The organism is Pseudonocardia kujensis (genome assembly GCF_021283305.1).
GTDB lineage: Bacteria > Actinomycetota > Actinomycetes > Mycobacteriales > Pseudonocardiaceae > Pseudonocardia > Pseudonocardia kujensis.
In genome coordinates this window covers 43,981-65,058 of record NZ_JAJSOK010000013.1, presented here as the reverse complement: position 1 = coordinate 65,058, position 21,078 = coordinate 43,981, and the positions used below count along the sequence as shown (strand labels likewise).

The window sequence follows — 21,078 nt, the reverse complement described above, 5'->3', positions numbered from 1 at the left end:
GAGCGAGCTGAGAGGTCGGTTAGCCGACGGCAAAATCTCGCGGCTCCGGGCCCCCGGGCCTTGCCCCCCGTTCCCGACGGTCGGTACACACGACGGCAGGTGGAAGGTTCCCCCCGTCCACCTGACCGGGCCGGGCGCCGCCCCCACAGAGAGAATGCGGCCCCGGCCCCCGGACGCCGATCCCCCCGCAGCCCGCGCTCCCCCGGGGCGTGTCCTCGTGGTGTGATCCACCGGGCCGTGGTGGCGCCAGGTGCCCCACCCGGCAGGCCGGGGCGAGGTGCGTAGGCTCGTCGCCACCGGCTCCGCGGGCAGGAGGGACACCATGTCGGAGCACGACCGCTACGGCGACCTGGGGGCCCCGCCCCCGCTCGTCGCCGAGTTCGTCTCGCTCTCCGAGAAGCTGCTCGACGCGCCCACCGTGCAGGACGTGCTCGACCGCATCGCCCAGGCGACGGTGCGCGTGGTGAACGGCGCCGACATCGTCAGCGTCTCGCTGCGCTCGCGCGACGGCACCATCGACACCCCGGCCACCACCGACCCCGTGGGCGTGCGCCTCGACGAGCTGCAGAACGAGTTCGACGAGGGCCCCTGCCTCGACGCGAGCCGGGTGCCGGGCGTCGGCTTCGCCTTCTCCGCGGACGTGGCGGCCGGCGAGGAGTTCCCGAAGTGGGGTCCCGCGGCCGCCGAGCTGGGCGTCGGGAGCGCGATGGCCGTCGGCCTGTTCCCCGCGCAGGACCCGCCGCGGATCGGGTCGCTCGACTTCTACTCCCGCCGCCCGGGCGGCCTCGACCAGGCCGACCGCGACACGGCGCTGGTGCTGGCCGCCCACGCGTCCACCGCGGTCGCCGGCTCGCTCGCCTCCACCCGCGCCGAGCTGAAGGTCACGCAGCTGACCGAGGCCGTGCGCAGCCGGGACGTGATCGGCCAGGCCAAGGGGATCCTCATGGAGCGTCGCGGCGTCGACGCCGAGGAGGCCTTCCGGATCCTGCGGTCGGCCTCGCAGTCGCTCAACGTCAAGCTCGCCCGCATCGCGGAGACCCTCACCCAGCGGCGCGACCAGCTCTGACCCGCCGCCCCTCACCCCGTCGGGGCGAGGTACGCCCCCCGGCGTCGCCCCCATCGTGGACGGCGGCGCTGCGGCGCCCGGGTCGAGGGAGGCGGCGGATGGCACGACCCCTGGACGGTCCCGGCCATTCCTACCTGCGGCCGGTCGCCGACGGCGGGGACCCCGCGAGCGTGCTGACCGCCGTGCTGTGCGCCGACGTCCGGGAGGCGGCCGAGCTCGGCCTGATCACGCTGGCCGAGTCCGAGGAGCTGCTCGCCCGCCTCGCAACCGTGGTGGACCAGGCCGTCGGGGGACGGTGAGCGGGCGCCGCCCTCGGCGTGTCGTGCGTCGCCCGCCGTGCCACCGACCTCCGTCGGCGGGTCGGCTACCCGGGCAGCAGTACGGCGGCGCCGGTGATCCGGTCCGCCGCCAGGTCGGCCAGCACGCGGTCCGCCGTGGACAGCGGCCGCGGGTCGACGACGGGCCGGACGTCGAGCGCCGCCGCGAGCCGCAGGAACTCCTCGCCGTCGGCGCGGGTGTTGGCGGTGACGCTGCGCAGCTGCTTCTCGCGGAACAGCTCGCGCTCGTAGTCCAGCCCCGGCACGTCGGTGAGGTGGATGCCGGCGATCGCGAGGGTGCCGCCGGCGTCGAGCGCCCGCAGCGCGACCGGCACGAGCCCGCCGACGGGGGCGAAGGTCACGGCGGCGTCGAGCGGCTCCGGCGGCTCCGCGTCCGCCGGACCGGCGGAGGCGGCGCCGAGCGCGAGCGCCAGCTCCCGGGCCTCGGGCGAGCGGGTCTGCACGTGCACGGTGGCGCCCTGCGCGATCGCGACCTGCGCCACGACGTGCGCCGACGCGCCGAACCCGTAGATGCCCAGCCGCCCGCCCGGCGGCAGCTCCGCCCGTTTCAGGGCCCGGTAGCCGACGATGCCGGCACACAACAGCGGGGCGGCGGTCGCGTCGTCGAGCGCGGGCGGCAGGGCGTACGCGTACGCCTCGGGGACCACGGCGAACTCGGCGTAGCCGCCGTCGGCGTCCCAGCCGGTGAACCGCGCGTCGGGACAGAGGTTCTCGCGCCCGCCCCGGCAGAAGCGGCAACGCCCGCAGGTCCCGCGCAGCCAGGCGATGCCGATCCGGTCGCCGATCGCGAACCGCCGCGTGCCCGTGCCGAGCGCGTCGACCACGCCGACGATCTCGTGTCCCGGCACCGTCCCGGGGTGGTGCGGGGCGAGGTCCCCCTCCGCCAGGTGCAGGTCCGTGCGGCACACCCCGCACGCCGACACGCGCACCCGGACCTCGCCCGCGCCGGGTTCCGGGTCCTCCCGGTCCACCTGGGCCAGCGGGCCGCCCGTGATCGGTCCCGGTCTCCGGACGATCCACGCCTTCATCCCGCCAGCATGGCGTGCCGGAGGTCCACAACGGAACGGTCGCCGGTCCCGCGTGCGCGGGCCGCTGGTCCCGTGCCGGAGATCACCGGGGGGGATCAGCGGTCCGGCGGGGCCAGCCGGTAGACCGCGCCGGCGTCGTCGTCGGTCACGTACACGGCCCCGTCCGGGCCGGCCACGGCGGCGACCGGGCGGCCCCACCGTGTGCCGTCGGCCGCCTGGAAGCCGCCGACGAGCGTCCGTTGCGGCCCCAGCCCGCCGTCGCGCCACGGGAAGAACGAGACCTCGGGGGCCCGCGGCGGCTCCGCGTTCCACGAGCCGTGCACCCCGACCAGCGCCCCGTGCGCGAAGTCCCCGGGCAGGCCGCCGTCGACGAACGCCAGCCCCAGCGGCGCCGAGTGGCCACCGAGTGCCTGCTCGACCCGGGGCAGCGCGGCGCAGTCGAGCGCGGCGCCGTCCGGGTTGGTCTGCACGTCCCGCGTGAACGGCACGTCGCTGAGCACCTGGGCGCTGCCGGCGGCACCCGGCTCGACGTCGGGGTCCGGGTTGCAGTACGGCCAGCCGAGGTTGCGGCCCGGGGTGAGCCGCGCCAGGGCCTCCGCCGGGTGGTCCCGCACGTAGGCCTCGACGACCGCGCCGCGCGCGGACCCCGACGAGCCGTCGTACGGGCGGTCGAAGGGGTACTGGATGTTGTCGCGGTCGTTCACCGCGGTCCACACCGACCCGTCCGGCGCGACGGCCAGCCCCGTCCCGTTGCGGACCCCCACGGCGAACGGGGCGGGCGGCCCGCCCCCGGGCGGCACCCGCAGGATCGACGCCCGCGGCGGGTCCGCCGCGAGATCGCCGGCGGAGATGTTCCCGGTGGAGCCGACGGACACGTAGACCGCGCCGTCGGGGCCGACGGCCACGCTCTTCAGGGCGTGCGCGTAGCGGCCGCCCAGCTCGGGGCTCTTCGCGTCCGGAAGCCCGGTCGCGACCGGCCGTGGCGCGCCGACGCGGCCGTCGGTGTAGGGGTAGGCGTCGACCCGGTCGCTCTGCGCCACGTACAGCGTCGGACCGGCGAACGTCAGCCCGTGCGGCTGGTCCAGCCCGTCCAGCAGGGGCGTCTGCGTGGCCGTGCCCCGCCCGTCGGGCACCAGCCGCACCACCGTGCCGTCCTCGGGCACCGAGACGAGCAGTGTCCCGTCCGGCGCCCACACGGCGAGGCGTGCGGCGGGCACGCGGGCGAACACCGACAGCGACCAGCCGGGCGGCACGAGCGCCTGCCGCGGGACGTCGAGCGGCGCCGCGGCCAGGCCGGCCGGCACGGTCACCGGTACCGGCACCAGGTCCGCCGGCACCGCCGCCGTCGGGGCCCCGGCCGACGGGGAGGCCCCACCGGACGGCACACATCCGACCAGCACGACCGCGGCGAGGAGCAGCACCACCCATCGGGACGCACGCATGGACGAACAGCCCTTCCCACGACGCGGAATCGGACCGATGGTGAGGGATCGGGCGTCGGATGCGCGTAACGCGGGCCACGTCCGGTTCGACGTCGGGTCACGGAGCCGAGGGCGGGGGGACGCGTGGAGGACGTGCTCGGACGCGGCACCGTCGTGGGGTCCCCGCGGGGCGACCGCGGCCTGACCGCCGCGGAGGTCGCCGAGCGGGTCGCCGCCGGCCGCACCAACGCCGTCGACGCGCGCACCAGCCGCAGCGTCGGGCAGATCGTGCGGGCGAACGTCGTCACGCCGTTCAACGGGCTGCTGTTCGTCCTCTTCCTCGTCATCGCCGCCACCGGCCGCTGGCAGAACGGCCTGTTCGGCCTGGTCATCGTGGCCAACACGGCGATCGGGGTGATCCAGGAGGTGCGCGCCAAGCGCACGCTGGACCGACTCGCCGTGCTGAACGCCCCGCACGCGCGGGTGGTCCGGGACGGCGAGATGGCCGAGATCGAGGTCGCCGCGGTCGTCGCCGACGAGCTGGTCGAGCTGCGCTCGGGCGACCAGGTCACCGCCGACGGCACGGTCACCGCGTCGGCCGGGCTCGAGGTCGACGAGTCCCTGCTCACCGGCGAGTCCGACCCGATCGCCAAGGTCCGCGGGGACCAGGTCCGCTCCGGCTCGATCGTCGTCGCCGGGCAGGGCCGGTTCCGGGCCACCGCCGTGGGCGCCGACGCGTACGCCACCCGCCTCACCGCGGAGGCGAAGAAGTTCACGCGCACCCCGAGCGAGCTGATCACCGGGACGAACACGCTGCTGCGCTGGATCTCGGTGATGATGCTGGTCGTCGCGCCGCTGCTGGTGTGGAGCCAGTTCCGGACCAGCGACGCCGAGAGCTGGCAGGCGGCGGTCACCGGGACCGTCGCCGCCCTCGTCGGGATGGTGCCCGAGGGCCTCGTGCTGCTGACCAGCCTCGCGTTCATGCTCGGGGCGGTGACGCTGGCGCGGAAGCAGACCCTGGTCCAGGAGCTGCCCGCCGTCGAGGTGCTGGCCCGCGTCGACGTCGTCTGCCTCGACAAGACCGGGACCCTCACGCACGGCGACATCGTGTTCGACCGGCTCGTGCTGCCGCGCGGGACCGACGCGCTCGACGAGGCCGAGGTGCGCGAGGCGCTCGCGCTGAGCTGCACCGAGCCGGGCGGCAACGCCACCGCGGCGGCGCTCGCCACCGTCTTCTCGCACACCTCCTGGACCTCGACGGCGTCCGTCCCGTTCTCGTCGGACCGCAAGTGGTCCGCCGTCGGCGCCGGCGACCACGGCACCTGGGTCCTCGGGGCGCCCGAGATGGTCCTCCCCGAGCCGGCCGACGCCGGGTCCGCCGACCTGCTGGAGACCGCCGGGAAGATCGCGGAGGACGGGCGGCGGGTGCTCGTCCTCGCGCACGCCGAGTCCGCCGCCGAGGGGCCCGTCCTCCCGGCGGGGCTCGAGGCGCGTGCGCTCGTCGTGCTCGCCGAGCGGATCCGCGACGACGCCGCGGACACCCTGCGCTACTTCGCCGAGCAGGGCGTGTCGCTGCGGGTGATCTCCGGCGACAACCCGCGCACGGTCGGCGCCGTCGCCACCGCCGTCGGCCTCCCGGGCATCACCGCCGCGGCCGACGCCGTCGACGCCCGGACCCTGCCCGAGGACCCCGACGCCCTCGCCGAGGTGCTCGAGGCCCATCCCGTGTACGGCCGGGTCACGCCCCAGCAGAAGCGGGCGGTCGTCGGGGCGCTGCAGCGCCGCGGCCATGTGGTCGCGATGACCGGCGACGGCGTCAACGACGCCATGGCGCTCAAGGACGCCGACATCGGCGTCGCGATGGGCAACGGCGCCGCCGCCACCCGCGCGGTCGCCCAGCTCGTCCTGCTCGACGGCCGGTTCGCGCACCTGCCCGACGTGGTCGCCGAGGGCAGGCGGGTCATGGCGAACATCGAGCGCGCCGCGAACCTGTTCCTGGTCAAGAACGTCTACTCCCTGCTCATGGCCCTGGTGGTCATCGTGACCGCCGCCGCCTACCCGCTCGCCCCCATCCAGCTCACGCTGATCTCCGCCGTGACCATCGGCGTTCCCGGTTTCGTCCTGGCACTCGCCCCCAACCGGCGCCGCTACGTCCCGGGCTTCCTGCCGCGGGTGCTGTGGTCGGCGGTGCCGATCGGCGTGGTGATCGGGACGGCCGCGTACTCCGGCGACCGCACCATCCGCTGGCTGGAGCCGACGGGCGGGCTGGCGGCCGGGCAGACCGTGGCGACGGTGACCGTGCTCGTGGCCTCGCTCTGGGCGCTGACCCTGTTCGCCCGGCCCCTCAACCGCTGGAAGGTCGCGCTCGTGGGCGGCCTGGCCCTGGCCGTCGTGGTGATCCTCGCGGTGCCCTTCCTGTCCCGCACCGTGTTCCTGCTCGACGTCACGTGGCTGCGCGTCGGCGTCGGTGTGGGGCTCGGCCTGGTCGCGGGCCTGGTCATCGAGGTCGTCGGGCGCGTCGTCCGGGCCCGCGCCACCGGGGTGGCGGCGCCTGCCCCGGCGGCACTTCCCGCCTAGCCGTGGCGCCCTAGCCGGACCGCACGTCGTCCGGGTCCGCTGCCTGCGGCGCGGGTTCGGGCTCGGGTTCCGTGGGCCTCGGCTGGTCGAGGAACTGGACGATCCCGAGCAGGACCAGCAGCACCAGGACGACCACCAGGATCGTCCAGCCCGAGGGCCGGTCGGTCAGCACGACCACGAGCGCGGCCAGGACGACCAGCGCCGTCCGGAGCAGGGTGAGGTGGTCGTGGACCCACGGGCCCACCGGGCCCTCGGCGATCCGGCGGTTGATCGCACCCCGACGCAGGGACGCCACGCCGCGGGCCAGGCCGGCGCGGATCCGCACCGCCGCGGACGACCGGCCGGTCACCCACGCGGCGAGCGCCACGACGAGGCCGACGACGAACAACGTCCGCAGGGCGGCGCGGACGAAGCGCACGATGATGTCGTAGGCCGAGGCCGCCGCGGCGGAGCCCTGCTCGGGGACGGAGCCGACCACGATCCCGCGCACGATGAGCAGGCCCGCTGCCAGGGCGAGCATCGTCCCCATGACGGCCAGGCCGACCACGAGCGTCGCCCGCCGTCGGTTCCGCGCCAGCAGCACCCCGCCGATCAGGAAGGCGAGGGTGACCCAGGGCAGCCAGGTCGCCGCCACGTCGAGCAGGTGGTAGAGCGTTTGTGCCCGCACCAGGATGCTGGCCGGGAACAGCGTGATCGTCGGGTGGACGGGCGGGATCTTCGCGGCGAGGGCGAATCCGTCGGCCACGAGCCGCTGCTTGGCGGCCTCGATGAAGGGGTAGAGATCGAGGACGGCGTCGGCGCCCTGGACGCTGATCGCGGAGGACTGGCCGGCGAGCACCGCCGCGAGCTGTTGATGGGTCACGGTCAGCGCCTGCTGGCCGGCGGCGATGAAGGCCGGGCTGCTCACGACCTCCTGGACCTTCCCCTGCACGAAGCTGCGGGTACCGTCGGCGAGCGGACCGGTGAGGCCGTGCAGCCGGTCGGCGATCGGGGCGGGCAGGCCCTGGGCGGCGAGCGCGTCCACGGCCTCGTTCGCCAGCTGCTGGACGTCGACCTGGGCGAAGATCTCCTGGGTCACCCGGCCCGTCACCGCGGTCTGCACCGCCGGGTCCTGCAGGACCGGGCTCATGGTCGCGACGAACCGGTCGGTGTCGGAGATCTGGTTGTGGGTCCAGACCGCCAGCACCGACACGGGGACCAGCAGCAGGCCCAGCACCAGCAGGACCGCCGAGGCCAGCGAGGCCCAGCGGAACGGGCCGCGCGGGCGGCGGTGCGGCGGAGGGGCCGGGGGCGCGGTGCGCAGGGCGGCGATCTCGGCCCGCAGGCGCTGCAGCTCCGCCCGCTCCTCGGCGGTGAGCGGCGCGGGGGCCGTGCCCGGTGCCGTCTCCGGCGCGGTCGCCGGAGCCGGTCTCGCCTCCGGCGTGGCGGTCGCGGCGCCGCCACCGGCCGAGGTGCCGGGAAGGTCCGGGCCGGGCGGGTCGGGTCGGTCGACGATGGACATCGGGCCTCCTCGGATGCACCGGCCGGTCCAGGCGCACCCTCCGCCTGGCCGCACGCCCCGGCATCACCCCCTCCGGGCGACCCGTCCACCGGGGCGGCATGGGTCCGTCCGGAGGAGTTTGGGCGCACGGACACTGGGTACAGCGGCGCAGGACATCGCGGCGGTCCCCCCTCCCGCGGAGTCCGAGGTGGCGCCCGCCCTGTGCCCGGGAGCGGGCGCCACCGCCCCGATCGGCGGGTACCACCCGGTTCCCTTTCCGCGGCCCGTCCCCGACCCTTCACCCATGACCAAGAAGGCGAAGGCGCCGGCGCGCCTCCCGCGGGCCCTCTACGAGGCCGAACTGCTGCGCCTGCAGGGCCGGCTCGTCCAGCTGCAGGAGTGGGTGAAGGCCACGGGGGCGCGGGTCGTCGTGATCTTCGAGGGGCGCGACGCGGCGGGCAAGGGCGGGGCGATCAAGCGCGTCGTCGAGCACCTCAACCCCCGGGTGGCGCCGATCGTGGCCCTCCCCGCGCCCACCGAGCGCGAGCGGACCCAGTGGTACTTCCAGCGCTACGTGGAGCACCTGCCCGCCGCCGGGGAGATCGTGCTGTTCGACCGCTCCTGGTACAACCGCGCGGGCGTGGAGCGGGTCATGGGCTTCTGCACGCCCCAGGAGTACACGCGGTTCCTGCGCCAGTGCCCGATCTTCGAGGACCTGCTGGTGGAGGACGGGATCCTGCTGCGCAAGTACTGGTTCTCGGTCAGCCCGCAGGAGCAGGAGAAGCGCTTCCGCGAGCGCGTCGCGAACCCGTTGAAGCAGTGGAAGCTCTCCCCCATGGACCTCGAGTCGATCGCCCGGTGGGACGACTACTCGCAGGCCAAGGACGACATGCTGGTCCACACCGACACCGCGACGGCGCCCTGGACCATCGTCGAGTCCGAGGACAAGCGCCGCGCCCGGCTGAACATGATCGCCCACCTCCTCGACAGCATCCCGTGGGAACCGGTGCTCCGGCCCCCGCTGGCGATCCCCACCCGCCCCCGGGGACGCGGCTACGTCCGCCCGCCCCGCGAGCTCGACCGCGCCGTCCCCGACCACGTCGGGGCCCTGCTGGCCGCGGAGGGCCCCGCCTGATCCGGCCGCCTTCGCCCGCGGCGGTTGCGGTGCCGTTCCCCGCACCGAGGGGAGGCGGACGCGGGGCTGCCGCTCATGATCTTCCCCCGGCGGCCGGGTCCGGACGGACCCCGGCGACGACGACATCGCCCGGGCGACGGGCGCCGCGGTCGACCCGGAGGGCCGGGCTCGGTCGTCCTCCGCACGGGCGCCCTCGCCCTGCTCGGCCCGGAGAGCACCCGCCGGTGCCCGACGCGCACGTTGCGCGTGGGCGACGCCTCGCCGCCGATCCGGGCCGCTAGCCTGTCGCGCGAGGGGCAGTAGCTCAGTTGGTCAGAGCAGCGGACTCATAATCCGTCAGGTCGTCGGTTCGAGCCCGACCTGCCCCACTCAGTTCAGCGTTGCAGCAGCTCAGGCAGGGTCCTTCTGGACGATTCTCCTTGCTTGAAGATCAAAAGAGGCTCGTTGTCGGAGTCGTCTGATGGCTGCGTGGCGCGGGCCTGCGGCGTCATGCTCCGGTGAGTTCGCTGAAGTAGGTGTCGATGCGCTCCGGGCTCAGTGCGTGCTCGATGACGGTGAGGGCGGCGCCACGGATGCCGGCGTCGTCGCCGAGGCGAGACTGTTCGAGCGTCAGGGCACGTGCGGAGGTGGGGAGCGCGTTCTTGTAGATCGCCTCGTGCATCCCGGCGAGGAACTGCTCGCCCGCGTCGACGAGGTAGCCCCACACCGTGACGACGTCCGGGTTCAGGAGATTGATCGCGGACGCGACGACCTCGCCGATCTGGACGCCCGCGTCCCGCACGGCTTCGAGGGCGTCCACCACGCCACGGTTGGCGAGCGCGGTGACGTCTCGCGCGGTGTGGGCGTCGTGGCCCTTCGCACGCAGTCCGGAGGCCAGGACAGCGCCGCCCGCGACCGTGTTGAGGCAGCCGCGGCTCCCGCACGCGCACGGTCCCGTGGCGCCTGCGATCTTGGAGTGCCCGATCTCGCCGAAGAGGCCGCCTGCGCCGCGCACGACCTCGCCGTTGATCACCAGACCTGCCGCCACCACGGTGCCGACCTTGAGGCAGAGCAGTGTCGTCGAATCAGGCCAGGTCGTGCGGTGCTCGCCGACAGCGAGATAGTTGACGTCTCGGTCGGTGAACACCGCACAGTCGAAGCGCCCGGCCAGGCGCGCCGTGATCGCGTCGCCGTCCCACGGCACTCCGCCGCCCCCGTTGCGGGCGGCGATCTCGATGTCGCCGGGGAGTCCGATACCGACGCCGTGTACCCGGCGTCGGTCACCGACTGCGTCCAGGCCCGCAGTGAACCGGTCGACGAGCATGGCGCCGACGGCGTCCGGGCCCTCGGCCACGTCGAGATGGACCTGGTCGATCCAGAGCACTTCGCCGGCGAGGTCGGTCACGGCGGTGAGGGTGCCGCTCATGCCGACCTGGGCGGCCAGGGTGACCCCGGCTCCTCCGTTGAACGCCAGCCTGCTCGCCGGGCGCCCGCGCCCGGACGAGGTCTCCCCGTCGGCGACCACGAGGTCGTGTCGCATCAGCAGGTCCAGGCGTTCGGTGACCGTCGACCGGGCGACCCCCATGGACGTGGCCAGCTCGGTCGTGGTGGTCGCGACGCCGCGCCGCACCAGGTCGAGGACCTCGCCCGTGCGAGCGACACGGGGCGGCGTCGCGAGCGTGAGGCGTCCGGCGCTCGTCACGGATCGGTTCACAAGCGCACTATACGTCGACACGATATCGCCGTACAGCCTATTGACAGCGATCGTCGCCGTCTTTACGTTGCTCATCGACATAAAGAGCGTGGTGCCGGTCACTCCCGGCGGAACGGAAGAGGGCGATGAGGGGATTCGACAGAGCGACGGTGGTCGACCGGCTGCGTGGCCAGGTGGCAGCGGGCCGGGCGATCGTGGGTGCGGGTGCGGGGACGGGCATCTCGGCCAAGTTCATCGAGCGCGGCGGCGCCGACCTGATCATCATCTACAACTCCGGCCGTTTCCGGATGGCCGGGCACAGCTCGATGTGCGGCCTGCTGGCTCTGGGCGACGCGAACCAGATCGTCATGGAGATGGGCGAGCGCGAGGTGCTTCCCGTCGTGCGGGACACCCCGGTCATCGCGGGGGTCAACGGCACCGACCCGACCCGCCGGATGGACACCCTGCTCACCGCGATCCGGGACGCCGGGTTCTCCGGGGTCAACAACTTCCCGACCGTCGGGCTGTTCGACGGGCGGATCCGCCAGGAGCTCGAGGCGTCCGGGATGGGCTTCGAACGCGAGGTGGAGATGATCCAGACGGCCCATGAGCTGGGTCTGTTCACGATCGTCTACGTGTTCACCCCGGAGGAGGCCAAGGCGATGGCCGCGGTCGGGGCGGACGCGGTGATCGCCCACATGGGCCTGACGGTCGGTGGCAGCAACGGCATGGACACCGACGGAGCCTTCAGCCTCGAGGACTCCGTGGGCCGGGTTCAGGCGATCGGTGACGCGGCGCTGCGGGAGAACCCGGAGGTCGTCGTGCTCTGCCACGGTGGCCCGATCGCCGAACCGGAGGATGCAGCCTACGTCATCGCGCGGACGAATGCCGTCGGGTTCGTCGGAGCCTCCAGCATGGAGCGGCTGCCGGTGGAGGTCGCGCTGACCGACACCACCGCGGAGTTCAAGAACATTGCGGTCGGAGGAGTCGCGTGACGGACCTGCTGGACACGTTCGACTGGGCCGCGGTGGGGGAGGACCTCGCCGGGTCGGTCACGCTCGTCGCGGGTGGCGCCCGCGGCACCGGCAGGCTGGTCGCCTCGAACCTGCTGCGGCTCGGCGCCCGGGTCGCGGTCGTGGACCTCGACCCCGGACGTGTCGCGGAGGTCGAGAAGGACTTCGCGGAGTACGGCGACCGCTTCCTGGGGCTGTCGGGCGACTGCACCGTGCGGTCGGACATGCAGGACACGGCAGCGCGGGTGGTCGAGCAGTTCGGCGCCCTCACCGGGCTCGTCTACTGCGCGGGCGCGTACCGCGCGCAGCGCCCGACCCTGGAGGTCGACGCCGACGAGTGGGACCTCATCCTCGACTCCAACCTCAAGGGCGCGTTCCTGGCGGTCCAGGCCGCCGTGCCTCATCTGCAGCGCGCGGGCGGCGGTGCGATCGTGGCGATCTCGTCGCTGGCCGGCCGCACCTCGAGCCCGTTCCTGGGCTGCCACTACTCCGCGGCCAAGGCGGGGGTGTTGGGGCTGATCCGGCACGTCGCGAAGGAGTTCGGCCCGACCGGGATCCGGGCGAACTCGCTGTGCCCCGGCGGGATCGTCGGGGACCGGATGAACGACCTGCTCACCGAGCTGCACAGGGAACAGGACCTCGTCGAGCTGGCCAAGCAGACGCCGCTGGGGCGCAATGTCCACGAGCAGGACGTGGTGGGGGCCGTGCTCTTCCTACTCTCCGACCTGTCGCGGTTCGTCACGGGCGCCACGCTGGACGTCAACGGCGGGATTCTGACCGTCTGAAGCTGGAGGTGTGAGCTCATGTCCACTGTCGCACTGCTCACCGCCCTGGACACGAAGGCGGCTGACGCCGCCTATCTCCGGGACCGCCTGCACGCCGCGGGGCATCGGGTGCTGCTGGTCGACGTCGGGGTACTCGGCGAACCAGGCGTCGTCCCGGATGTCACCCGCGACGCGGTGGCGCGCGCCGCAGGCACCGACATCGTCACCCTGCGCGCGCAGGCCGACCGCGGCCACGCTGTGGCGATGATGGCCGCGGGTGCGACCGCAGTGGTCCACGACCTGTCCGACCGGGTCGACGGCTTCATGGCGATCGGAGGCGGCGCCGGCACCACGATCGGCTGCGCGGCCCTGCGCGAGCTGCCCCTCGGCGTACCGAAGGTCGTGCTGACCACCGTCGCGGCGGGAGACACCGCCGGCTACCTCGGCACCAGCGACATCGTGCTGTTCCCCTCTGTCGTCGATGTCGCGGGAGTCAACCGGATCAGCGCCCGCACCTATGCCCTGGCGGCGGACGCGTTGTCCGGCATGGTCACCGGCCTGGCGCGGCCCACCCCGGTCGTCGAAGACCGCCCGGTCGTCGCGGCCTCGATGTTCGGCGTCACCACACCCTGCGTGACCCGGGCCCTGGAACAGCTCGAACGAGCGGGTTGCGAGGTCCTGGTCTTCCACGCCACCGGCGCCGGAGGCCGGACGATGGCCCGGCTCGTCGCGGAGGGGCGAGTCGACGCCGTCCTCGACCTCACGACGACGGAGTGGGCGGACGAGATCGCGGGCGGCATCCTCTCGGCGGGCCCGGACCGGCTGACCTCCGTCGACGTGCCGCAGGTCGTGTCCCTGGGGGCCACCGACATGGTCAACTTCGGCTCGCCGGAGACCCTTCCGACTCGGTACGCCGGACGGCTCCTGTACCGGCACAACCCGCAGAACACGCTGATGCGGGTTTCGCCCGAGGAGGCCAAGCGGATCGGCGCCGCGCTCGGCGCCGCCCTCGCGAGTGCCACCGGGCCGACTGTCCTCCTCGTCCCGTTGCGCGGAGTCTCGGCCCTCGACGCGCCAGGCGCCGCCTTTGAGGACCCCGTGGCCCGCACCGCACTCGTCGACGCGGTGCGAGCCCGGTTGCACGGCTCCGCGGTGCGCGTCGAGGACCACGACCTGCACCTGAACGATCCCGCCTTCGCCGACCTGGCCGCGAGCCGGGTCCTGCAGCTGCTGGAGGAGACGACGATGACACACACTATCGAGAAGGCCCGGTCGTGAACGCCCTGCGCGTCGCCGTGGTCGGACCCGGCCGCATCGCCGTCGCCCACCTCGACGCGATCACCGCCGCCTCGGACGTCGCGCGACTCGTCGCCGTCGCCGGGTTGCCGACCGAGCACGACCGCACCCAGGCCCTCGCCGCCCGGTTCGGCGCCGAGCGGACCGAGGACGACGTCCGGTCGGTCGCCGCGGCACAGGACATCGATGCCGTGGTCCTCACCGTGCCGAACCACCTGCACGCCCCGCTCGCCACCGAACTCCTCGCCGCGGGCAAGCACGTGCTCGTCGAGAAGCCGCTCGCCACGACGGCGGCCGACGCCGACCTCATGATCGACGCCGCGGCCCGCCACGACCGGACCCTCATGGTCGCGCAGTGCCGGCGTTTCTTCCGCGGCGCGCAGCTCGCCAAGGAACGCATGACCGGGCTCGGCGGCCCGGTGACCGTGGTGCACCACCTGGGGGTGTTCGCCGAGGGGGCGGCGGCGGGGTGGTGGCGTTCGGCCGCGGACACCGGCGGTCTGGCGATCGGCCTGAACGGGCCGCACGTCGTCGACACGATGACCTGGCTGATCGGTGCCGAGCCCGTGCGCGTCTACGCCCGCACCCGACGACTGCGCGACCACTGGGAAGGCGAGGACGAGGCCGTGCTTGTGATCGACTACGCCGACGGCAGCCTCGGTACCGGCTACCTCTCGGTCAACGCGCGGGTACCGGTCAACGACCGCTGGATCACCGGCCCCGACGCGACCTTGCGGCTCACCGACGACCGCACACTCCACCAGGACGGTACGTGTCTGCTGGAGGAGCCGGTCACCCCGTACATCGAGGGTGACAGCGCCTTCCGGGCCCAGTTCCGAGAGTTCGCCGATGCCGTCCTGGACAAACGCGAGCCACTCGCCTCGGCCCGTGAGGTCCGGTCCGTCTCGGCGGTGCTGGAGGCGGCGCTTCGGTCCGCCGACACCGGCCTGCCCGTGGACCTCGCGTGAGCGCCCCGGCACCCGCCGGTCGCGGGCTCGGCCGCATCGTCACCGCAAGCGCCGCGGGTATGACCCTGGAGGCCTACGACTTCCTGCTCTACGGGTCAGCCGCGGCACTGGTGTTCAACAAACTCTTCTTCCCCAGCGAAGACCCGCTCGTCGGCACCATGCTGGCCTTCCTGAGCTACGCCCTCGGCTTCTTCGCCCGCCCGCTCGGCGGCATCGTGTTCGGGCACTTCGGCGACCGGATCGGGCGCAAGCCGCTGCTGATCGTGAGCCTCGTGCTGATGGGCGTCGCGACATTCGCGATCGGCCTGCTCCCCACCTACGCCGTCCTCGGCGTCTGGGCCGCAGTCCTGCTCTGCACGCTTCGGCTGATCCAGGGCTTCGCGCTGGGCGGAGAATGGGGCGGGGCGATGCTACTGGTCGCCGAACGGGTCGACGGGCGCCGCCGCGGCTTCTGGACCGGTGTCGCCGAAGCCGGTATCCCGCTGGGGAACCTGCTGGCCACCGCGATCCTCGCAGTGCTCGCGGCGGTCCTGGACGAGGCACAGTTCCTCTCCTGGGGCTGGCGCATACCGTTCCTGTTGTCCGCGGCCCTGCTCATCGTCGGGTTCTGGGTGCGACGCAGGGTCTCCGACGCGCCGCTGTTCCACGAGGCTCGGCCCACCAAGGCACCTGCGGTCGAGGCGCTGCGCCGATTCCCCCGCCAGGTGCTGACCTGTTGCGCGGTGCGGCTGACCGAGAACATCGCCTACTACGTCGTCACGGCATTCGTGATCGTCTACGTCGTGGAGCATACCGGCGGCAGCTCCGCGGTCGTGCTCGGCGCCCTGGTCGTAGCCAACCTGGTGCAGCTCGTCGCGACGCCGGCATTCGGGGCGTTGTCCGACCGCGTCGGCCGCAGGCCGGTGCTGGTGCTCGGCGCCGTCGGCACCGGCGCTTGGGCCTTCGCCTTCTTCCCGCTGCTGGACACGGGCAGCCCGGTGCTCATCGGGACGGCGATGGTGGTAGGGCTTGTCTTCCACTCGGCCCTCTACGGGCCGCAGGCGGCGTTCTTCGCCGAGCAGTTCGACACCGATGTGCGCTACACCGGCATGTCGCTCAGCGCCCAGCTGCCGACCCTGGTCGGCGGCTCCATCGCCCCGTTCATCGCCACCGCGCTCCTGGCGGCCTTCGGCACCGGCAGCGCCGTCGCCGTCTACCTGCTCGCCGCCGCCGTGCTCACCACCGTCGCGGCTCTGCTCGCGCACGAGACCCATCGCCGTGACCTCGCCGTACCCCTCCACCCCGTACCCGAGAGGACCCCGTCATGACAGGACGTCTCGAGGGCAAGGTCGCCCTCGTCTCCGGCGCCGCTCGCGGCCAGGGCCGCTCGCATGCCGTCCGGCTCGCCGAGGAGGGCGCGGACATCGTGGCCTTCGATGTGTGTCGCACCCTCGACACCGTCGAGTACCCGATGGGGACTCCCGAGGAGCTCAAGGAGACCGTTCGGCGCGTCGAGCAGCTGGACCGGCGGATCCTCGTCCGGGAGGCGGACGTGCGCGACGGCGCCGCCCTGGGGGAGCTCGTCGCCGAGGCCGTGGCCGAGTTCGGCAGGCTGGACGTGGTGTGTGCCAATGCCGCGATCACCGGTTTCGTCGAGAACACCTGGTCGATCACCGACGCGCAGTGGGCGGAGATGATCGGGGTCAACCTCACGGGGGTGTTCACCACGGTGCGGGCCGCCGCTCCCGCGATGATCGCGGCGGGCAACGGGGGATCGATCGTGATCACCAGTTCCAGTGCAGGCACCAAGGGCATGGTCAACCTCGGGCACTACAGCGCCGCGAAGCACGCCGTCGTCGGGCTGATGCGGACCCTCGCCAACGAGCTCGCCCCGCACATGATCCGGGTCAACACCCTGCACCCGACCGGGGTGAACACGCCGTTCATCAACAACGACCACATCCGCGGCTTCATCGAGGCCAACCCGAGCTGGGCGGCCAACATGGCCAACGCCCTGCCGATCGAGCACGTCGAACCGGTCGACATCTCCAACGCGATCATCTGGCTCTCCTCCGACGAGGGCCGGTACGTCACCGGTGTCTGTCTGCCGATCGACGCCGGCTTCGCCCAGCGCTGACACCGCACACCCAGAAAGGCACACCCACCATGGACGTCCCCCACGCCGACGAGCTGTTCGTCGGGAGCCGCTGGACGGCCCCGTGGTCCGACGAGCGCGCCGACGTGCGCTCCCCGTTCACCACCCGGCTGATCCGAACCCTGCCCAGGCCGACGGTCGCCGACGCGGAGGCCGCCGTCGCAGGCGCCGCCGCCGCGTTCGACGCCTGGAACGCGCTCCCGATCACCGAGCGGCACCGCGTGGTCGCCCGGTTCGGTGCCGGCCTGGACAAGCGGATCGACGACATCAACCGGCTCTGGGCCCTTGAGGCCGGGATGCCGCTGCGCAACGGCCAGGACCTCACCTCGTCGGCCTCCGAGCTGTGGAACAAGGCGCTCGACGACGCCCTGACCGCTCCCTGGGTCGAAACCCGCGACACCTGGATGGGCGCGGTCGAGGTCCGACACGAGGGCATCGGCCCGACCGTCGGGATCGTGGCCTTCAACGGACCGCACATGCAGTTCGCCCTGGCCATCATCCCCGCCCTGCTCGCGGGCAACACGATGATCATCAAGCTGCCGCCCGAGAATCGGCTGCTCGGCTACCTGTTCGCCGACGCCGCGGCCGAGGCCGAGTTCCCGCCCGGGGTGCTGAGCATCCTGGCGGGCGACGCCGACGTCAGCCAGTACCTCGTCGGCCACCCCGACGTCGCCGCCGTGCACTTCACCGGCGGCACCGAGGTCGGCACCGCGGTGATGCACTCCTGCGCCGACCGCGTCGCGAATGTCGTGCTGGAGCTCGGTGGCAAGTCCGCAGCGATCGTGGCGGCGGACGCGGACCTGAACGTCGTCGTGCCCGCACTCGTCGACTCGATGGCCCTCTACAGCGGCCAGATCTGTGTGGCGATGACCCGGCTGCTGCTGGCCCGGGAGATCCACGACGAGGTCGTGGCCGGGCTCGTGGCGGGCCTTCGCGGGCTGCGTACCGGTGACCCTGCCGACCCCGACACGACCTGGGGGCCGCTCGCCGCCGAGCGCTTCCTCGAGCGGGCCGAGGGCTACGTAGAGCGGGCGGTGGCCGCGGGCGCCACCATCGCCCACGGCGGGAACCGGCCCGCCGACCAGGAGGGCTGGTTCCTGGAGCCGACCCTGCTGACCGACGTCACCAACGACATGGAGGTGGCGCAGAACGAGATCTTCGGCCCGGTGTTCTGCGTCATCCCGTTCGACACCCTGGACGACGCCGTCGCACTGGCCAACGACTCCCGGTACGGCCTGTCCGGGTCGATCTTCACCACCGACCACGAGGCCGGACTCGACGTGGCACGCCGAGTCCGCTCCGGCGTCTTCGTCATCAACGCGACGTTCCCGTGCCTCGCCGCCCCGTTCGGCGGCATGAAGCAGTCCGGGTTCGGCCGCGAGGGCGGGCCCGAGGGCCTCTTCGCCCTGACCCAGCTCAAGGCCGTCACCCTCCCTGCCTGAACCCCGCCGCCCGGCGGATCACACCGGGCACCTCCCTTCGACGACGAACGAGGTACGCCATGGACCGGTCCCTCCGCCGAGCGGTCCCCGCTCTGCTGACCGCGGTGCTCGCCGCGGGCCTGACCGCCTGCTCGCAGGGCGGCGGTCCCGCGATCGCGGGCCCCGCCTGCGACACGGCCCCCTACGACCAGGCGATCGCCGCCTACAGCGCGGGCGGGGTGCTCGCCAAGGGCCCGAACGGCGAGACCTCGCCGGACCACACGAGCATCACCTTGACCGAGGACGAGGTCGCTCGAGTGCGGGGGATGGGGGCCACGGCCGCCATCGTCATGCACTTCTCCGGTGACAGCTGGAGCAACGCCCAGGTCTCGGGCATCACCTCCGAGCTCGACCGGCTCGGGATCCGGGTGGTGGCCAAGACCGACGCGCAGGCTGACCCAGCGAAGCAGTTCTCCGACGTCGAGACCGCGCTGGCCGCGCGGCCGACCGTCATGCTGTCGATTCCCTCCCTGGACGCCACCGCCCTCGCTCCCGCGTTCCGCAAGGCCGCGGACGCAGGCGTCAAGCTCGTGTTCATGGAGAACCCCGCCACCGGGTTCACCCCAGGTGCGGACTACGTGTCGGTGGTAGCCACGGACAACTACGGCGCCGGGGTGATCGACGCCCACCAGATGGCGAAGGCACTGTGCGGCACCGGCTCCGTCGGTGTGATCCGACACGCCGCACAGGCCCCGACCAACGTGCTGCGCGCCCAGGGCTTCACCGACACCCTCGCGCAGGACTACCCCGGGATCAGAGTCGTCGAGGACAAGGGGCTGCTCGGCCCCGACTGGAAGGGCGAGGGCAGCTCGAGCGTCAACGCGTGGCTGACCAAGCACCCCGACCTCGGCGGGGTGTGGTGCTGGTTCGACGCACCCTGCGAGGGCGCGATCGACGCCGCCCGCTCATCAGGCCGCCCGCTCGCCGTGACCACGATCGACCTGGGCGACAACGTGGCGATCGACATGGCGCAGAACGCCTACGTGAAGGGGATCGCCGCCGCGCAGCCCTACCAGCAGGGAGTGGCCGAGGCCCGGCTCGCCGCCTACGGACTGCTCGGCAAGCAGGCGCCCGCCTTCGTCGCCCTGCCCGCGCTCCCGGTGGACCGGGCGAACCTGCTCGACAGCTGGCAGACCGTCTACGAGACGCCCGCGCCCGCCGATCTCCAGACGGCGCTGGAGTCCGGGTGAACACCTCGGCCGCGGTCCGAATGTCCGGCATCCGCAAGTCCTTCGGTGACGTCGAGGTGCTCAAAGGGGTGGACCTCGAGGTCCACCGCGGCGAAGTGCACGCCCTCCTCGGTGGCAACGGCGCGGGCAAGTCGACCCTGATGAAGATCCTCCGCGGAGTGCACCGCCCGGACGCGGGCAGCGTCGAGCTCGACGGCGTGGCCGTCGACCTCCGGTCGCCGGCGGACGCCACCGCCGGCGGCGTCGGCATGGTGTTCCAGGAGTTCAGCCTGGTGCCGTCGCTCACCGTCGCCCAGAACATGCACCTCGGCCGCGAGCACCGGACCCGCGGACTGCTCGACGATCGCCGGATGCGCCGGGACTCCGCCGAGGTGCTCGACCGGATGGGGGTGGAGCTGGATCCCCGAGCGGTCGTCGGCGACCTGCCGGTGGGCTACCGCCAACTCGTCGAGATCGCCAAGGCACTGAGCCACCAGGCGCGCATCCTGGTCCTCGACGAGCCCACCGCCAGCCTGCCCTACAGCGAGGTCGAGCGCCTGTTCGCCCTGGTGCAAAGGCTCGCGGCACAGAACATCGCGGTGATCTACATCAGCCACCGGATGGCCGAGATCACCCGGGTCGCGGACCGGATGAGCGTGATCCGGGACGGGCGCCGAGTGCTGTGCGACGACGTGGCGGCGGTGTCGCCGGAACGGGTCGCCGAGGCCATCGTCGGCCGGGAGATCCTGCACCTCGCCGAGGCGCCCACCCGAGAGCCGGTCCCGACGGACACCCCCACCGTGCTCTCCGTCCGCGACCTGCGGGCGGGGTCGCGGGTGCAGGCCGTGTCGTTCGACCTCGCCCGCGGCGAGATCCTCGGCCTGGCCGGCCTGATCGGGAGCGGCCGCACCGAGCTCGCCCACTGCTTGTTCGGTGTCGATCGACCGGACCGCGGCACCATGGCGCTCGACGGCCGCGCCTATCGTCCGGCGGCGCCCGGGGACGCGATCGCGGCCGGGGTGATGCTCCTGCCCGAGTCCCGGGCGCAGCAGGGCCTCGTCCTGGAGCACACGATCGGCCAGAACATGCTGCTGCCGAGCCTGCGCAGGCTCGGCCGCGGCCCGCTCGTCGACGACGAGCGGGGCCGGGCGCTCTGCGACGACCTGGTCGCGCGGCTGCAGATCCGCGGCGCGACCGGTCGCATCCCCGTCAGTCGGCTCTCGGGCGGCAACCAGCAGAAGGTGGCCCTCGCGAAGTGGCTGGCGCTGCGGGACACCGGGCTGAGCCCGCGGGTCCTGATCCTCGACGAGCCGACCGCGGGCGTCGACATCGCCACGAAGACCGACATCATGCACCTGGTCAGGGAGCTCGCCGACACGGGAACCGGAGTCGTGCTCATCTCCTCGGAGCTCGAGGAGCTGCTGGCCGTCGCGGACCGAGTCCTGGTCCTGCGGTCCGGGTGCGTCACCGCCGACCTGGCACGCAGCGACATCCCCGACGAGGAGTCGCTACAGCTCGCCATCCAAGGAGCCTGAC

At 73.2% G+C, this 21,078-nt stretch carries 17 protein-coding genes and 1 tRNA gene; 14 read left to right on the top strand and 4 right to left on the bottom strand.

Going from position 1 to position 21,078, the window contains the following annotated elements:
* The first annotated feature begins 322 nt into the window (after positions 1–322).
* Both LWC35_RS11995 and LWC35_RS11990 read left to right on the top strand, forming a co-directional pair.
* Positions 323–1,066 carry a GAF and ANTAR domain-containing protein gene (locus tag LWC35_RS11995; RefSeq protein WP_232870148.1) on the top strand — a complete coding sequence of 248 codons (744 nt, stop codon included), beginning with the start codon at positions 323–325 and terminating at the stop codon, positions 1,064–1,066.
* Between the two features lie 98 nt (positions 1,067–1,164).
* The gene (locus LWC35_RS11990; RefSeq protein WP_232870147.1) at positions 1,165–1,365 is read left to right on the top strand and encodes a hypothetical protein; all 201 of its coding nucleotides are present in this window, start codon (positions 1,165–1,167) and stop codon (positions 1,363–1,365) included.
* Between the two features lie 65 nt (positions 1,366–1,430).
* Here the strand turns inward: LWC35_RS11990 and LWC35_RS11985 are convergent, their stop codons facing one another.
* On the bottom strand, positions 1,431–2,432 hold the full coding sequence (locus tag LWC35_RS11985; RefSeq protein ID WP_232870146.1) for a zinc-dependent alcohol dehydrogenase family protein: 1,002 nt from the start codon (positions 2,430–2,432) through the stop codon (positions 1,431–1,433).
* Positions 2,433–2,527: 95 nt separating this feature from the next.
* Positions 2,528–3,874: a PQQ-dependent sugar dehydrogenase gene (locus LWC35_RS11980; RefSeq protein ID WP_232870145.1), complete on the bottom strand. Its 1,347-nt coding sequence runs from the start codon at positions 3,872–3,874 to the stop codon at positions 2,528–2,530.
* A gap of 123 nt (positions 3,875–3,997) precedes the next feature.
* Between LWC35_RS11980 and LWC35_RS11975 the strand changes: the two genes are divergently transcribed.
* Entirely contained in the window at positions 3,998–6,430 is a 2,433-nt protein-coding gene (locus LWC35_RS11975; protein WP_232870144.1) for an HAD-IC family P-type ATPase, read from the top strand.
* Between the two features lie 10 nt (positions 6,431–6,440).
* Here the strand turns inward: LWC35_RS11975 and LWC35_RS11970 are convergent, their stop codons facing one another.
* Entirely contained in the window at positions 6,441–7,931 is a 1,491-nt protein-coding gene (locus LWC35_RS11970) for a hypothetical protein (RefSeq protein ID WP_232870143.1), read from the bottom strand.
* A gap of 283 nt (positions 7,932–8,214) precedes the next feature.
* On the opposite strand from LWC35_RS11970, the gene ppk2 reads away from it, so the two are divergent.
* Complete coding sequence (ppk2, locus tag LWC35_RS11965; protein ID WP_232870142.1) at positions 8,215–9,045, top strand: polyphosphate kinase 2; 831 nt, start codon at positions 8,215–8,217, stop codon at positions 9,043–9,045.
* Positions 9,046–9,338: 293 nt separating this feature from the next.
* A tRNA-Ile gene (locus tag LWC35_RS11960) sits at positions 9,339–9,413 on the top strand.
* A gap of 119 nt (positions 9,414–9,532) precedes the next feature.
* Here the strand turns inward: LWC35_RS11960 and LWC35_RS11955 are convergent.
* Entirely contained in the window at positions 9,533–10,840 is a 1,308-nt protein-coding gene (locus tag LWC35_RS11955) for an ROK family transcriptional regulator (RefSeq protein ID WP_232870141.1), read from the bottom strand.
* Between the two features lie 23 nt (positions 10,841–10,863).
* On the opposite strand from LWC35_RS11955, the gene LWC35_RS11950 reads away from it, so the two are divergent.
* The 9 genes from LWC35_RS11950 to LWC35_RS11910 are packed head-to-tail and all read left to right on the top strand — an operon-like array spanning position 10,864 to position 21,077.
* On the top strand, positions 10,864–11,712 hold the full coding sequence (locus LWC35_RS11950; RefSeq protein ID WP_232870140.1) for a phosphoenolpyruvate hydrolase family protein: 849 nt from the start codon (positions 10,864–10,866) through the stop codon (positions 11,710–11,712).
* Positions 11,709–12,515, top strand: coding sequence for an SDR family NAD(P)-dependent oxidoreductase (locus LWC35_RS11945; RefSeq protein WP_232870139.1), 807 nt, complete (start codon positions 11,709–11,711; stop codon positions 12,513–12,515). Before LWC35_RS11950 ends, LWC35_RS11945 begins: the two co-directional genes overlap by 4 nt.
* Positions 12,516–12,533: 18 nt before the next feature.
* Positions 12,534–13,772, top strand: coding sequence for a Tm-1-like ATP-binding domain-containing protein (locus LWC35_RS11940; protein WP_232870138.1), 1,239 nt, complete (start codon positions 12,534–12,536; stop codon positions 13,770–13,772).
* The gene (locus LWC35_RS11935) at positions 13,769–14,758 is read left to right on the top strand and encodes a Gfo/Idh/MocA family protein (RefSeq protein ID WP_232870137.1); all 990 of its coding nucleotides are present in this window, start codon (positions 13,769–13,771) and stop codon (positions 14,756–14,758) included. Before LWC35_RS11940 ends, LWC35_RS11935 begins: the two co-directional genes overlap by 4 nt.
* On the top strand, positions 14,755–16,065 hold the full coding sequence (locus tag LWC35_RS11930) for an MFS transporter (protein WP_232870136.1): 1,311 nt from the start codon (positions 14,755–14,757) through the stop codon (positions 16,063–16,065). Before LWC35_RS11935 ends, LWC35_RS11930 begins: the two co-directional genes overlap by 4 nt.
* Positions 16,062–16,874 (top strand): mycofactocin-coupled SDR family oxidoreductase, encoded by an 813-nt coding sequence (locus tag LWC35_RS11925; protein WP_232870135.1) that lies wholly within the window; start codon positions 16,062–16,064, stop codon positions 16,872–16,874. Before LWC35_RS11930 ends, LWC35_RS11925 begins: the two co-directional genes overlap by 4 nt.
* A gap of 29 nt (positions 16,875–16,903) precedes the next feature.
* Entirely contained in the window at positions 16,904–18,334 is a 1,431-nt protein-coding gene (locus LWC35_RS11920; RefSeq protein ID WP_232870134.1) for an aldehyde dehydrogenase family protein, read from the top strand.
* Between the two features lie 59 nt (positions 18,335–18,393).
* Positions 18,394–19,563 carry a substrate-binding domain-containing protein gene (locus LWC35_RS11915; protein ID WP_232870133.1) on the top strand — a complete coding sequence of 390 codons (1,170 nt, stop codon included), beginning with the start codon at positions 18,394–18,396 and terminating at the stop codon, positions 19,561–19,563.
* Positions 19,560–21,077 carry a sugar ABC transporter ATP-binding protein gene (locus LWC35_RS11910; protein ID WP_232870132.1) on the top strand — a complete coding sequence of 506 codons (1,518 nt, stop codon included), beginning with the start codon at positions 19,560–19,562 and terminating at the stop codon, positions 21,075–21,077. The genes LWC35_RS11915 and LWC35_RS11910 overlap by 4 nt, the downstream gene beginning before the upstream one ends.
* Position 21,078 lies beyond the last annotated feature (1 nt).